This window comes from Lunatimonas lonarensis, from assembly GCF_000390185.1.
Classification (GTDB): Bacteria; Bacteroidota; Bacteroidia; order Cytophagales; family Cyclobacteriaceae; genus Lunatimonas; species Lunatimonas lonarensis.
In genome coordinates this window covers 85584-99680 of record NZ_AQHR01000073.1, presented here as the reverse complement: position 1 = coordinate 99680, position 14097 = coordinate 85584, and the positions used below count along the sequence as shown (strand labels likewise).

Genomic DNA, 14097 nt, shown 5'->3' with positions numbered 1-14097 from the left:
AATTCAAAAATGGTTCCCGGATGGGAAGATGGCTAGGCCAGGTGAATTTTCAGGTTGTGAAAAAGCAGGTAGAGAGGGCGGTTTTTTAATCCCCCCGCGGAAACAGTCGTTAACTCAGGCTCTGAAGCGCGGCAAAGCAAAAAAGTGCGCTTTAGATGGGACAACCAAGGTTTGGCGGAGGGTAATTCATTCTCTGGGTTTTTCTCTTCCTTTTCCAAACCAACCCATTCGGCAAAGGTCATTTTTAAGGGAACCTCTCCAGGCAGCTGATAGGTTTCCTGTTCCTGTATGCTGAAACAATCAATGGGATGGTGGCTTCCAAGGCAACACAGGACAGCTATAAGAACAATGCCCAAAATGCGAAATAGGACAGCATAGCCTCCCGAGAAAAAATCGGATGCATTGCCCGTGCGGCTTTTTTGCCCAAAAATGGCTTTACCGGTGCTGTGACTATCTTCCACGCAATTACTATTTCAACAGAAAATGGTAGGCATCCTTTTCGTAATTTAGGCCAAAGGTAGTAACAAGTTTTTGGATTCCATTGTGACCGACATCACAGGAACAGACTTTTTGAAATTAGATGCAGGTGCGTTGTACGTACCCGAATTTTGCGCTATCTTTCATTGATAATAACAGCCTAACGGAAGTATCCCCTTTAACTTTATCCAATGCATAGGCTCGACGATTACAGTGGTCTTTTTTTTCTAAGTCCATTACCCATGTGGGTGTATGAGTTGGATACCTTTGGAATTCTGGAGGTAAATCAAGCTGCCGTGTCACATTATGGGTATGCCAGAGAGGAATTTTTATCCATGAGCATTGTGGCTTTGCGGCCAACAAAAGAGGTTCCGAAACTGATACAGGCGCATAAAGACATTGAGTCTATTGAGGGGAACATTCATTTTGGAGTGTTTACGCATCAAAAAAAGGATGGCTCGTTGATCAAGGTAGATATTAATGGCCATAAGGTGACCTTCCGGGATAAGTCCTGCGTGATGGTTATCTGTCAGGATGTTACCCAGCGGGAGGAAGAACTTTTGAGGCTTCAGCTGTCCGAGCAAAAGTTGGCAGCTGCCTCTGAAATAGCCGATATTGGTTACTGGCGATTGGAAATGGATGCCAATACCCTCACTTGGTCGGATAAGGTATATGAAATCTGGGGCAGAAAACGGGAAGATTTTCTGCTGGATTTTAACGCGTTCTATGCTACCATTCATCCACAGGATTTGGCACGTTTTGATCGCGAGCAGGAGGAAACCTTTGGAGGAAGGAAAGAGCTTAATTTTCCCCATCGAATCCTTTTGCCGGACGGGCAGGTAAGATGGGTAAGCGAAGTTGGTCGGCTAAATCGGGATGCGTCCGGTCGCCCTATTTCATTCGAAGGGATTGTACGCGACATTACTGCTGAGATGAGCGAGCAGATCCAAAAGGACCTTTTTACAAAAATTTCCGAGGTCTTTAGTACTACCGATGATCTGAACCCCGCATTGTCGGAGACCTGCCGGATGATTTTGGATTTAGGGGGATTTGGATTTACCGAGATTTGGTTGCCCTCTATACGTGGAGATAAACTTAGGCGAGTGGCCAGAGTTGATGCGTTCAGCAAGCCCATTACCGGTGAGGCTAGCCCAGTGGATCCAACGCTCGATGTAGGAAGCGGTCTACCCGGAAAAATATGGTTGGATCGAACCATAATTTATACAGAGGATGCTTCTGAAACGGCTTCCTGTTTTAGCCATTTTGAGAAACCTCTTACCCACAAACCAGCTGTTTTTGGTGTTCCGTTGATGTACCATGAGCAGTGTACAGCGGTTTTGTTGGTTGGGAATTCTGATGCAACTCCCAATATGAGGGAGTATGAGTTTGTTTTTAATGCAATGCAGCTTTTTTTGGGGTCGGAGATTTTTCGAAAGCGAATGGAAAACGATCGGCTTCACATGTTTGAGTCGCTTCCTGATCTGGTCGCGATATTGGATTACCAGGGAAACTTCATCACGATCAACTCCGCCGGATGTAATATGCTAGGGTATTCTGAATCGGAAATCGTAGGAAAGCCCTTGGCAGGTTTTGTCTATGCGGGAGACATCCCCAGGATGACAGCAGCCCTAACTACAGCTAGCAAAGAAAGCGAATCTTTTAAATGTCAGTTGCGCGTGATCAACCGTCAGGGACAGGTTGTTTGGCTATCCTGGCACTGCAATCGGTATCCTCAAGAGGAAATAATTTACGGGTCAGCCAAGGATATTACCGCCGAAATCAAGTTGGCAAGGTTGAGCGAGGAAATAGCGGATATCGCACAAATTGGAAGTTGGGAGCTGGAGTTAACCGGACAGCGAGAGGTCGGCAACGTGTATTGGTCGCCCATGGTGCGTAGAATATTGGAGGTCGACGAAGACTACAGTGCGTCGCTCACCGGTGGCTTTGAGTTTTACGTGGGCGAGAGCAAGGATCGAATACGCCAGGCTATTGACAGACTGGTTAGCGAGGGTATTGAATTTGACGAGGAACTACTGATAAAGACAAACGCCGGTCGGGAAAAATGGATCAGGTGTATAGGACGTTGTGAGGAGGTAGATGGAAGGCCAGTCAAGGTGTTTGGTAGTTTCCAAGACATCCACACCATGAAATCTACCCGCAACCAGCTGGAAGAGATCCTCGGGAGTATTTCCGATGCTTTTTATGCGGTAGACGAAAATTGGAATTTTACCTTCTTTAACAAAGAGTCTGAAAACCTGTTGGGCCGTAAATCAGAAGACCTAATAGGTAAGAATATTTGGGAGGAATTTGCACCTGCCAAAGGCACGGAGATTGAGACCATCTACAAGCGGGTGGTTGCTTCGGGTAAATCAGAGCGATTCGAATATTTTTATCCAGGGACTAGGTCATGGTATGAGGTTGCCGCCTATCCCTCGGGGGGTGGGCTTTCGTCCTACTACCGGAATATCGATTCCCGGATAGAGAATGAGCGAATCCTTATGGAGGCATTTGAGGAAAAGATCCAGATCCTCGAGTCCATTGGTGATGCTTTTTTTGCGGTGGACAACCAATGGAAGGTTACCTATTGGAACGCGCAGGCAGAGAAGTTCCTTTTTAGGAACCGAAGCGAAATGCTTGGCAGTAATTTATGGGAAAAATACCCGGAGGCAATCGATGGCACCTTTTATCAGAAGTATCACCTTGCCAAGCAAACCATGGAAGTTCAGTACTTTGAGGAGTATTTTGAACCGCTGGGGCGCTGGTTTGAAGTGACCGCTTACCCCAGTAAGAAGGGGCTTTCGGTTTACTTTAAAGATGTAACCCTTCGGAAGGAGGGAGACATTCGGCTGAAGGAGGCAAATGAAACCCTATTGAAGTACGCCCGAGACCTTGAGATTTCCAACGAGCAACTGGAGCAGTTTGCGTTTATCACCTCGCACGATCTACAGGAACCGCTGCGTATGATTACGAGTTTCCTAAATCAGTTGCAGAGAAAATATCGGGATCAATTGGATGCCAAGGCGCACCAATACATTGATTTTGCCGTCGATGGAGCTATACGAATGAAGCAAATCATATTAGATGTGCTCGAATACTCCCGGGCAGGAAAGTTTGAGGAGGAGCCGGAACGCATCTCCTTGGAAGGGTTACTGGAAGAATACAAGGCGTTGCGGAGAAAGCTTTTGGAAGATCGTCGAGCCGTTGTTACCGGGGCAAACCTTCCTACGATTTTCGGATTTAAGGCTCCCTTGACCCAAACCCTCCATTGCCTGATTGACAATGCCGTCAAATACGGGAAAAAGGATGTTCCTCCCCAGGTGGAGATTTTTGTGGAAGAAAAATCGGACTGTTGGCAAATCAGTGTCAGAGACAATGGTATCGGCATAGAGGAAAAGTATTTCGAAAAAATATTTGTTATCTTTCAACAATTACACAGTAGGGGCGTAGAAGACGGTACCGGCATTGGTCTGCCCATCGTCAAAAAACAGGTAGAGTCCTGGGGAGGGAAGATCTGGGTAGAGTCTGAACCTGGTGTTGGAAGTACCTTTTTCTTTACGGTTGGTAAACGTAAAACACGGCAATAACCGTCAAAATTCAATATAAGTAACATGAAGAAAGCGCACATCTTATTGGTAGAAGACAACGAGGGTGATATCATTCTTACACTGGAGGCGTTTGAGGAAAGCAAAATTCTGACCGATGTAAGCGTGGTAAAAAACGGAAAGGAGGCACTGGACTTTCTTTATAAGCGAGGAGATTATACCGAAGTAGAGAGGCCGGATCTTATATTATTGGATATCAACCTGCCTATCCTCAACGGGCACGAGGTGCTCCAGGAGATAAAGCAGGATGATGTGCTTCGTGCCATCCCTGTGATCATGCTCACCACCTCCTCCAACCCTAAAGACATCAAGACCGCCTATAGTAACTATACCAACAGCTACGTGACAAAGCCAATTTCTATGGAGGACTTTATGAAGGCCATCCTACAGATTGAGGAGTTTTGGCTTCAGTTGTGCAAGTTGCCCAAGTAGTTTCGGTCGAGGTAGGTTATACAGCATGCATGGTATTGCCCGGTTATACCTTTCAAAATTCAAGGTAAGTAAAAATGGATCCATTTTATCTAGAGGCATTTAGTGAAGCGCAAAAGGGCTACCAAGAAGGCGGAATTCCCATAGGTTCCGTGTTGGTATATCGGGGAAAGGTCATCGGAAGAGGGCATAACAGGCGTGTCCAACAGGGCAGTTCCGTGTTGCACGGGGAAATGGATGCGCTCGAGAATGCCGGTCGGCTGCCCGCATCTGTATATCGTGAATGCGTTCTGTACACGACCCTTTCTCCCTGTCCCATGTGTACGGGAGCGATTTTATTGTACAAGATTCCAAAAGTTGTCATTGGAGAGAACATTACCTTTTTAGGGTCGGAAGACTATTTGAAAGAACAAGGGGTGGAGGTAGAGGTGCTTCAGCATGGGCCCAGTATTGCATTGATGGAAACATTTATCAAGGAAAAACCATTTCTTTGGAATGAGGACATAGGCGTTTAAGTGATTTATGCCTTGCGTTAGTAGTACCATTGCCAAATCAGCCGTATTATTGTAGCGTTACCCTGTGAATCGATCAATCCGATCCAGGCATCCACCTAGGGCAAGAAGAGGAATCCGTATTTTGGGGATTCAGCTAGCTAAGTGTAAAAATCTAATATCACTCCATGAACCGTTACCTACGGAAGATACTGCTTAAACTGAGTTTGGGATTTCTATTTTTTGCCGGACTAGGTTCATGTGGAAAAACAGAAAACCAATCCCTCTCCGATCCCCAACAACCTGCTGCAACTCCTGAAATTCCTGCAGTCACGGAGCAGTCCGAACTTTCGGGGGCGGATCTTGCGAAGCGTTATTGCGGGGGATGCCATTCCTTACCCCAGCCTGACTTACTCGATCGGAAAACCTGGGAAGCCTATATCCTCAATCGTATGGGGCATTACTATGGTATCTACGAGACAGCAGACACCCGAGCGGGTATCATTGAAGGGGGAAGAGCTGGTCAGTTTGTGGAGCGCGCCAATCTTTTTCCCTTACGGCCTACGCTGGACACACTGCTTTACAATAAGATAAGGAGCTACTATCTCGGGGAGGCCCCTGAGGCACTGCCCCGGCCACCAAAGAGGGAAATTTCCGTTGGATTGCGCCAGTTTAAGGTGAGACAACCCCCCTATCGAGCCAACAGCCCAATGACCTCCCTTGTAAAGATTGCAGCTCCCAACAAAGTGTATGTAAGTGACGTAGGGAGGTCCAGTTTATCGGTGATGGACAAGAACTTTTCAATCAGCCGCAATGCTCCTGCCCGGGAGGGGGTCTCATGGATTTACGAGCAGGGAACCCTGAGCTTGGCATTGGTTATGGGCACTTTTAACCCTACCGATATGAATATCGGCTACCTGATGACCCTGCCACAGGTTCGAGGTGGGGATGCAAAGATCTTGGTACAGGATCTTCAGCGACCTGTGCACTTTGACGTGGGTGATTTGGATGGTGATGGACAGCTCGAACTCGTGATCTGTGAATATGGGAAGCACACAGGATCCCTTTCCTTGTGGAAAAAGGATCAGGGCGGCATTTATCGGAAGCAAGTACTCAGAGCTCAGCCTGGTGCAACGAAGGCTTATATGGTGGATCTTACAGGAAATGGCAGAAAGGATATTGTTGCCTTGTTTGGCCAAGGTGATGAGGGGATATTTATTTACCATAATCAAGGCAACGGGAATTTTGTGGAAGAAAGGATTCTCTCTTTTCCGCCAAGTTATGGATCAAGCTATTTTGAGTTGGTTGACATGAACGCCGATGGCTATTTGGATATCCTTTATACCGCTGGAGACAATGCGGACTACGATCCGATCCTAAAGGGGTACCATGGAATACGGATTTTTGAAAACGATGGTACCAATCACTTTTCAGAAGCCTTTTTTTATCCGTTAAACGGAGCTTACAAAGCCGTTGCTGCCGACTTTGACGGTGATGGGGATTTGGATATAGCCGCAATGTCGTTTTTTCCTGACTACAAGAACCAACCGGAGGAGAGCTTTGTATACTTGGAAAACAAAGGACAGGGTAATTATAGTGCCAGTACATTTACAGACCCGGCCCAAGGTAGGTGGATAGCCATGGATGTGGGCGACGTGGACGGTGATGGGGATTTGGACATCATTTTGGGATCCATGGTTTTTGGGACTGACTTTTCGGACTATTTTGACCGTTGGGCCAAAAATGGGGTTCCCTATCTTATATTGGAGAACCTGGCAAAATGATCTGTTCAGTTCATAGACTGGTCTCATAAAGGACAAACGCATAAACAAAGTACCGAACTATCCGCCAAATGCTGTTCAGGTAGTAGGTCTTTGCTTTTACGTTGCCCGCCCCACTTAGAAGGGCAATACCTGCGAACGGAAGGGGCGTGACCGAAGCTACCACGATCAGGTATCCGCCGAACCGCTCGAATAGAATCAATGATTTTTTCAGCCACATTCGGCGGATCTTGGTAAAAAAGGCGGTATTTCGTATGCTCCGGCCCACATTGTAATTAAAGGCACCCGCCAGGTAGGAAATAGCTGCAAGCATGCCGATTCCTGAGAGAAAGCCCCCTAAATGACCCGTTCGGAGAGCCCATAGCATGAATACCTCAGGGGGAATAATCCCAAAGAATATTTCCGACAGCACGAATATGGTAATCACTAGGCCAATATTGTCGTAAATCGTTCCGAATAAAGCTTCCCGCTCGTCTGCGGGAAACATTTTTTCGAAAACCAGAAATAAAGAAACCAATACCGCCAAAAACAAGAAACCTTTCAGTAGTTGACGGATTAAAAAAATTCTCTTTTCACGCTTCGAAATTTCCATTTTGTAAAGCTAACTATTATCGCATTTCATTTGGATTTAATTTTTGGTTTGATTTGGTTACCTTCGTTCCTTCATCAAAAATATACGACCATGGAAATAAGTGGAAAAGTGATACAGGCATTGGTAGAACAGTCTGGTAACGGACGGAACGGGACATGGAGAAAGAGAGATTATGTCATTGAAACCGGAGGAAACTATCCCAAAAAGGTTTGTGTGACGGTTTGGGGTGATAAAATTGACCAGTTTGATCTAAAGGTCGGCGAAGAGGTAAGCGTCGGGATCGAACTGGAGAGCCGGGAATACAATGGAAAATGGTACACGGACGTGAAGGTGTGGAAGGTGAACAAAGGCGGAAGTCCCACTAAAGGTTCGGTCGTTTCTGAACCGGACGTCACGACGTTCAACGATGAGAGTGGCGACGATATACTGCCGTTCTGAGTTTGATTTTTCAAAAAATAATCAGCTCCCCCGTTGGTCTTTTGGCGTTTCGGGGGAGTCTTTTGTTGGAGGGGTTTTTCCATGCCCCAAGCTTGCTACAGGGATAGTACCGCTTTCCAGCCTTTTTTCTCGAGCTCTTCGGCACTGTCTTCCACCTTGGATTTTAAGTCTTGCTTGAAGGAAGCCAGGTTTTCAGCTACTTGCTCATCGAAAGCACCTACGATTGATGCAGCTAAAATTCCGGCATTTCTGCCGCCGTTAAGGGCAACCGTGGCTACCGGAATTCCCGCAGGCATTTGGAGAATGGAGAGGATACTGTCCCACCCATCGATCGAATTGGAGGATTTTACCGGAACCCCGATTACCGGAAGGGTGGTAAGAGAGGCGACCATACCCGGGAGGTGCGCTGCCCCACCAGCACCTGCTATTATACACCGGAGGCCCCGTTGTTTTGCACTTTCCGCATATTCGACCATGCGTGCGGGTGTTCTATGTGCAGATACGATGGTCAGCTCGTAGCTGACACCAAGTTCTTCCAAAACCTTGGCCGCTTCTGCCATGATCGGAAGATCCGATTGGCTTCCCATGATGATTCCTACCTGTGCGCTCATATCATGCTTTTATTTTGATGGTATCCTTTAATCTAAGTGCTTTTTCTTTCAATTGACCCAGGTCATTTTCCAAAATGGTAACATGGCCCATTTTTCTGAATGGCTTGGTGATTTTCTTTCCGTAAAGATGGATGTATACTCCCTTTTCGGCTAGTGCATCGTCCATCCCTTCTACATAAGCATCCCCTGAATATCCAGCCTCTCCAAGAAGGTTTACCATCGCGGCGCCACTGCGGATACCCGTATCTCCCAATGGCATGCCCAGGATAGAGCGAAGGTGTTGCTCAAACTGGGAGGTGAAGTTTGCCTCGATGGTATGATGCCCACTGTTATGCGGTCTGGGGGCAATTTCATTGATCAAAACCTCACCTGTTTTGGTTACAAACAGCTCCACCGCCAGTAGGCCAACCATCCCCAGTTTTTCAATAACCTCAATTGCCAGCTTTTCTGCCCTATGGGCGATTGCATCCGGAACGTCAGCAGGTGAAAACAAGAACTCCACCAGATTGTGCTCGGGATGGAACGCACATTCAACCGAAGGAAATGCGCATAGGGAACCATTCTCGGTTCTTGCCACGATGACGGCCAATTCTTTTTCAAAGTCTACGAACTTTTCCAATAATCCCGGCGCATCGAAGGCCTTGTCGATATCTTCTGCCGAGGGGATCAATTGTACGCCGCGTCCATCGTATCCTTCTTTGCCCAGTTTATTTACTGCCGGCAAAAAATCCAGGTGCTGGGCGATGTCTCCCTTTCCCTCCACCAGGACGAATTCCGAGGTAGGAAGGCCGTTTTCTCTATAAAATTGTTTTTGGCTTCGTTTGTCCTGGATGAGTTCTATGATATGTGGCTGTGGAAAGACCTTTTTTCCTTCGGCTTCCAGCTTTTTTAGGGCTTGCGTGTTGACGTGCTCGATTTCAATGGTGATTATGTCAACCTCTCTACCAAAGTTATATACCGTATCAAAATCCTTGAGATTTCCCTGTGTAAACTTTTGGCAAATACGCCTGCAGGGCGCATTTTCATCCGGATCCAGTATATGGATGCTCAGGTTATAGTTGATGGCCGATTGAATGACCATTCGCCCAAGTTGTCCACCACCCAGTATTCCCAGGGTTTTCTGTTGGTAGTTTTGTTGTGCCATCGCGTTGTTCATCGTAGGAAAGCCCGAAATTACGGATATTAACCCAAAAGACCACTGAAACCGCTCATAAGCTCTCCTGTTTTGGCATCGTTTTGATGGGCGAGACGACGATACCCATGAGTTCCATCAGTTTTTGGGCGTTGAAATTGGGGCAGCTTCCTGGTTTGATTTTGTAGTCGAAATGGATCTCATCGGCTTTTATTTCGTGGTGAAAACTGCGGTTTTCAAGGCCGGGAAGTTCTCCTTCCAGTTTGGTTAGCTCCATGTCGTGGGTAGATATGATCCCCTTTGAAGTGGAGTTTATAAGTTGGGCGATGAGTGCCTTGCTCCCGGTTATTCTGTCGGCGGTATTGGTACCTTTAAGGATTTCGTCCAATAGGAAAAACACCAGAGCATCGCTGTTTATTCGGCTCAAAAGTCCCTTGATACGGTTCAGTTCGGCATAAAAGGAGCTTACGCTTTCACCGAGATTGTCCGCATTGCGCATGCTGGTGTATAGTTGAAAAGGCCCGCAGCTAAATGAATCTGCCAGTGGGTTAAGCCCTAGGTTAGCCATAACCAGGTTAATCCCCAGGGTTCGCATGAACGTAGTTTTTCCGGACATGTTGGATCCGGTAAGAAGGACAATCTTTTGGTCCTTTCCCAACGAAAAATCGTTTCCGACGCAGGTTTTGGGAGAGATAAGGGGGTGGCGGATATTTTTGACCCGCCATGCTGCCTCTTGGGTCCATTCGATCTCCGTGGAGGGGCGCTCCGCTACGTTGTGTGCAGCAAGTGAAATCAATGCTTCCCATTCCTGAAAGATAAATTCCCACTGCTGAACCTGGTTTCCGTAGATACGTTTCCAGGTCTCCAGTCGAAACAGTACCCAGAAATCTACCCAAAACAGCATGTTGAATACCAGATACATCAAGTTGGCTCTGTTTTGGACCAGAAAGGTCTGCTGCTCCAACGAGTCAAGAGCTTGGGAGGCATGAAAACTGGTGCTGGAGATAGGTTCCTGAAGGGATTGTAGGTAAGGGTGTTCAAAACTATTTTCTTCCAATAAATAGGCCCAGGACTTGAAGGTCTTAAGATCTCCTTCATTGGGCATGTTTTTCATCGCATGCATCAAGGGCTTGAAGACCAATCCCAACAGTCCAGCCCCTACTAAAATAAATAGCCCCAAATACGCTGCTGGAAGGATTTTCATGATAATGAGAACTAGTAGTAAACTGCCTCCTACCGGTCCGATTATGGCAGGCACCCAAAAGAGTTGGTTCCAATGATTAGGACTCTTTAGCCAATTGAACAGCGCGGATTTTGACTTTTCCCGTGAAAGAAACGTTCTCCCCAGCCCTTCAAATTTTAGCAGAAATTCCGGGTATTGGCTGAGTTCTGTCATGGCCCCGTGCCTTCGCTTGGCAGTTTCCGGATCGGTTTTGCTTTTCAGCCAAGTGGCTAGGAGATTTTTCCCTTCTTTGGAAACGGTATGGTTGATAAGCTGGTAAAGGGAGTGGGGTCCGAAAATATCTAAATCCGCAGTAAAAGGATGGTCTTTTTCCAAAAATTCCGTGCCCGGATCGAAGGAGCTAAGCGTACGATCGGCGCGAAGTTCTTCTTCTTCTTCGAGCAGAATGATCGTTTTTAGAAACTGTTCCTTGTCTTTTTCCAGGTTATGGTGCTTGATTAGAATGATGAAAACCGCACTGAGGGGAAAAAGGAGGAACAGGAGGCTGGGAAGCTCTGAGATGCCTACCAATGCAACTGCCAGCAGACCTAAAAATACCACTACCCGAAGCGTGCTTAGCAGAACCAATCGTTTCTTGCAGGTGGCTAGGAGCTGTATTTTATTGGAGAGGCTAAAATTGATTTTCATGGGTTGGTTTTCTTACAATTGCAAGGAGAGCATCTTTCAATAACGGCCTTTGTTTGGCGGTTACGATTTTGGAAACAACATCGATTCTTCGTCGACCGAGGCAGCCTATTTACGTTGGCTAAATTATCCAAAATTTACCGGACGAACTATTCTGTGGTTTTTGATGCAAGCCATTTCAACACAATTTCATTTATGCAACATAGTTGCATAAATGGTTTTTTGCTATATCTTTGTGAAAAGTATTTGCAAATTAACGGATTGTATGCGCCTAAAATTCATTCTATTCTGTATAATTTCGGTGTCCTGCTCTTCACTTTCAGCGCAGTCTTCCAATGAATCCAACCTATGGGCCGTTTTTGGAAAAACACGTTTTGTAGAGAAACTCAACAGGGAGTACGCACTCTATTATCTGTATCCGGTTTTCAACGACGAAATTAGGCAATGGGAAGGTCGGGAGGTGGAACTCACGGGATTCTATATCCCGCTGGATCTTTCCCCATCCTCTGTACTGATTCTCTCCAAATTTCCCATGGCCGAATGTTTCTTTTGCGGGCAGTCTGGTCCGGAGAGTATAGCGGTAGTGTATTTGAAGGAACGTTACACAAGAAAGCTAAAGACTGATCAGGTCGTAACGGTAAGAGGAGTTTTGCAGCTGAACGATTCAGACGTCAATGAACTCAATTTTATCTTAAAGCAGGCAAGAATCGTAAAACTTGATTGAGTTCACCTGATGGGTAGTCAACTCCGTGTTCAATGGGTTTTTAGGACTTATCTGTCTCCTTTGTAAGTGAATAGCCAAGATTTTTACCTCATGCATACAATATGTAGAATTGACTCCAAAATCAAAGCAGGTTGTTCCCTGGTTCATTTAAGTGATACTTTCGAAAGAAAAAACTAGCTATTTTGAATGGATTCTGCTGTCTATTTCTCTGTTTTAGTAGGAAATCCAAAATAACAGGCATTTTTTTTTATGGGAAAAACATAAAAGTGCCTATTTCAAAAATCCAAACATAATTTTTTGTAATTCGAAACTACATATATGTTTTATCAATATTCAATCGTAAAAAAGCGGTTTTTTGTTATGAAATTCGGAAATTCTCGAATATTTTTATTGTGAAATAATGATAACAGCCGCCTTTCAAACGGTAAGGTGATGAAAATTTTCCGAACATATTTCCAGTCTTTACTGGTGCTTGGTATTCTGGTATTGGGAGTCTCCTGTCATTCCGAAGATAGCGTAACCAACCATTTACCAGATCCAATTTCTGCGGAACGGGGCAGTGAAGTGTTGTCGATTTTTGAAGAGATTGACCTCATTGCATTGACACTGGTCCAACAGGAAGTGGTAAACGTGAGACAAATACAGCCCACGCTAAGTCACTATGGGGCAAAGCGGATCCCTTGAGCGGACGTCTCCTGATTTCCCAAGGAGAAACCGAAGGCGTGATGCTGAACTTTAATAGGGTATGTAAGTGATTGGTTGGTAATTTTTGAAAACAGCTTACTTTTTAATGTCAATTTTAGTGATAACTATCGTGAGGTAGGATGTGTAGTTTGTGTTGAGGGTAACGTGCGTGAGATTGAGGGGATGTGAAGAAGGTAAAGGTAGTTAGACAGTTGGTTATTTTTTTAGTAGGGTTTATCCGGAGCCTCTTTAACGTGGTAGTGTGGAGGCTCCGGCACTTTTTCCTCAATTTGGGGAATTTGTTTACTGCTCGTTCTTTTGGCTTTTTGTTTCCACCAAGAGTTTTCCATCTGGAAAAATATGGTGAACATCTCGCTGGGGGAATGGTATTTCAACCCCTTCGGAAATAAATACCTCGTTCAAGCGCTCCATATTATCCCAATATACCGGCCAAAGATTGGACGAATCTGTCCAGCAGCGCACCGTCAAGTCCAGTGAGCTATCCCCAAAGTTCGTGAACCATACCACCGGTGCCGGATCGGCATGAATACGTTCGTCCTGTGACAGCGTGTCAAGAATAATCTTTCGGATCTTTTTGATATCGGAACCATACGCAACTCCTATGGACATATCGACCCGCCGGGTCGGTTTTTGTGAAAAGTTTGTCACGTTATTGTTTGCCAGCGTACCGTTTGGGATGGTGACCACCTTATTGTCAAAATTCCGAACCGTGGTATACAGGATATCTATTCGCTCAACCGAGCCCAAGGTTCCCTGCGCTTCAATCGTATCTCCGACCTTAAAGGGCTTAAACACAAGAATCAATACGCCCCCGGCAAAGTTGGCGAGAGACCCTTGGAGGGCCAATCCGACCGCTAAACCAGCGGCACCCAGTACAGCAATAAATGCGGTGACCTCCACCCCAAGGGTAGACAGTACCGCCAATACCAATAAGACATACAAAACCCCATTTAAGAAACTTCCGAGAAAAGTTGCCAAAGAAGGCTCAATCTCGTATTTCACAAAAACCTTATTGATCGTTTTTATGATAAATTTGATGACGTATTTACCAATAAAATAGAAAATAACCGCCAAAAGGATCTTTGGAAGAGCGACAAGCGCAAATTCCCATCCTGATTCGATCATTTTTTCCATCGTGGTTACATCTAAAATTTCTTCCATTGATTTGTTTGTTTATGTGAAACATCGGTGCCCCGCCCATTGCCGGCAGTAGGCAAAAAAACATTTTATTTTCTTTCTATACAAACC

Annotated in this window: 13 protein-coding genes; 7 read left to right on the top strand and 6 right to left on the bottom strand. The window is 45.8% G+C overall.

What is annotated here, in order from left to right; translation table 11 throughout:
* Window positions 1–32: 32 nt before the first annotated feature.
* Window positions 33–461, bottom strand: a complete 429-nt coding sequence (locus tag ADIS_RS12355) for a hypothetical protein (RefSeq protein ID WP_010854866.1) — start codon at window positions 459–461, stop codon at window positions 33–35.
* 207 nt (window positions 462–668) lie between these two features.
* Between ADIS_RS12355 and ADIS_RS22350 the strand changes: the two genes are divergently transcribed.
* The 4 genes from ADIS_RS22350 to ADIS_RS12335 all read left to right on the top strand — a co-directional run bounded on the left by ADIS_RS22350 (window position 669) and on the right by ADIS_RS12335 (window position 6783).
* On the top strand, window positions 669–4061 hold the full coding sequence (locus ADIS_RS22350; protein WP_081634930.1) for a PAS domain S-box protein: 3393 nt from the start codon (window positions 669–671) through the stop codon (window positions 4059–4061).
* A 24-nt stretch (window positions 4062–4085) separates the two neighbouring features.
* Window positions 4086–4511, top strand: coding sequence for a response regulator (locus ADIS_RS12345; protein ID WP_010854864.1), 426 nt, complete (start codon window positions 4086–4088; stop codon window positions 4509–4511).
* Between the two features lie 74 nt (window positions 4512–4585).
* Window positions 4586–5023 carry a nucleoside deaminase gene (locus tag ADIS_RS12340; protein ID WP_010854863.1) on the top strand — a complete coding sequence of 146 codons (438 nt, stop codon included), beginning with the start codon at window positions 4586–4588 and terminating at the stop codon, window positions 5021–5023.
* Between the two features lie 164 nt (window positions 5024–5187).
* Window positions 5188–6783 (top strand): FG-GAP repeat domain-containing protein, encoded by a 1596-nt coding sequence (locus ADIS_RS12335; RefSeq protein WP_010854862.1) that lies wholly within the window; start codon window positions 5188–5190, stop codon window positions 6781–6783.
* Between the two features lie 10 nt (window positions 6784–6793).
* Here ADIS_RS12335 and ADIS_RS12330 read toward each other — a convergent pair whose 3' ends face one another.
* A complete protein-coding gene (locus ADIS_RS12330; RefSeq protein ID WP_035805800.1) occupies window positions 6794–7372 on the bottom strand; it encodes a hypothetical protein in 579 nt (192 codons plus the stop codon).
* A 90-nt stretch (window positions 7373–7462) separates the two neighbouring features.
* Between ADIS_RS12330 and ADIS_RS12325 the strand changes: the two genes are divergently transcribed.
* On the top strand, window positions 7463–7810 hold the full coding sequence (locus tag ADIS_RS12325; RefSeq protein ID WP_010854860.1) for a DUF3127 domain-containing protein: 348 nt from the start codon (window positions 7463–7465) through the stop codon (window positions 7808–7810).
* A gap of 95 nt (window positions 7811–7905) precedes the next feature.
* On the opposite strand, the gene purE is transcribed toward ADIS_RS12325, so the two are convergent.
* The 3 genes from purE to ADIS_RS12310 form a co-directional block, all read right to left on the bottom strand.
* Window positions 7906–8421 (bottom strand): 5-(carboxyamino)imidazole ribonucleotide mutase, encoded by a 516-nt coding sequence (purE, locus tag ADIS_RS12320; protein WP_010854859.1) that lies wholly within the window; start codon window positions 8419–8421, stop codon window positions 7906–7908.
* A 1-nt stretch (window position 8422) separates the two neighbouring features.
* Window positions 8423–9565, bottom strand: coding sequence for a 5-(carboxyamino)imidazole ribonucleotide synthase (locus ADIS_RS12315; RefSeq protein ID WP_010854858.1), 1143 nt, complete (start codon window positions 9563–9565; stop codon window positions 8423–8425).
* Window positions 9566–9629: 64 nt separating this feature from the next.
* Window positions 9630–11423, bottom strand: a complete 1794-nt coding sequence (locus tag ADIS_RS12310; RefSeq protein ID WP_010854857.1) for a MutS-related protein — start codon at window positions 11421–11423, stop codon at window positions 9630–9632.
* A 262-nt stretch (window positions 11424–11685) separates the two neighbouring features.
* Between ADIS_RS12310 and ADIS_RS12305 the strand changes: the two genes are divergently transcribed.
* Window positions 11686–12144: a hypothetical protein gene (locus tag ADIS_RS12305; protein ID WP_010854855.1), complete on the top strand. Its 459-nt coding sequence runs from the start codon at window positions 11686–11688 to the stop codon at window positions 12142–12144.
* Between the two features lie 432 nt (window positions 12145–12576).
* Window positions 12577–12828, top strand: a complete 252-nt coding sequence (locus tag ADIS_RS12300) for a hypothetical protein (RefSeq protein WP_010854854.1) — start codon at window positions 12577–12579, stop codon at window positions 12826–12828.
* A gap of 303 nt (window positions 12829–13131) precedes the next feature.
* Here ADIS_RS12300 and ADIS_RS12295 read toward each other — a convergent pair whose 3' ends face one another.
* Complete coding sequence (locus tag ADIS_RS12295; RefSeq protein WP_010854853.1) at window positions 13132–14010, bottom strand: mechanosensitive ion channel family protein; 879 nt, start codon at window positions 14008–14010, stop codon at window positions 13132–13134.
* Window positions 14011–14097 lie beyond the last annotated feature (87 nt).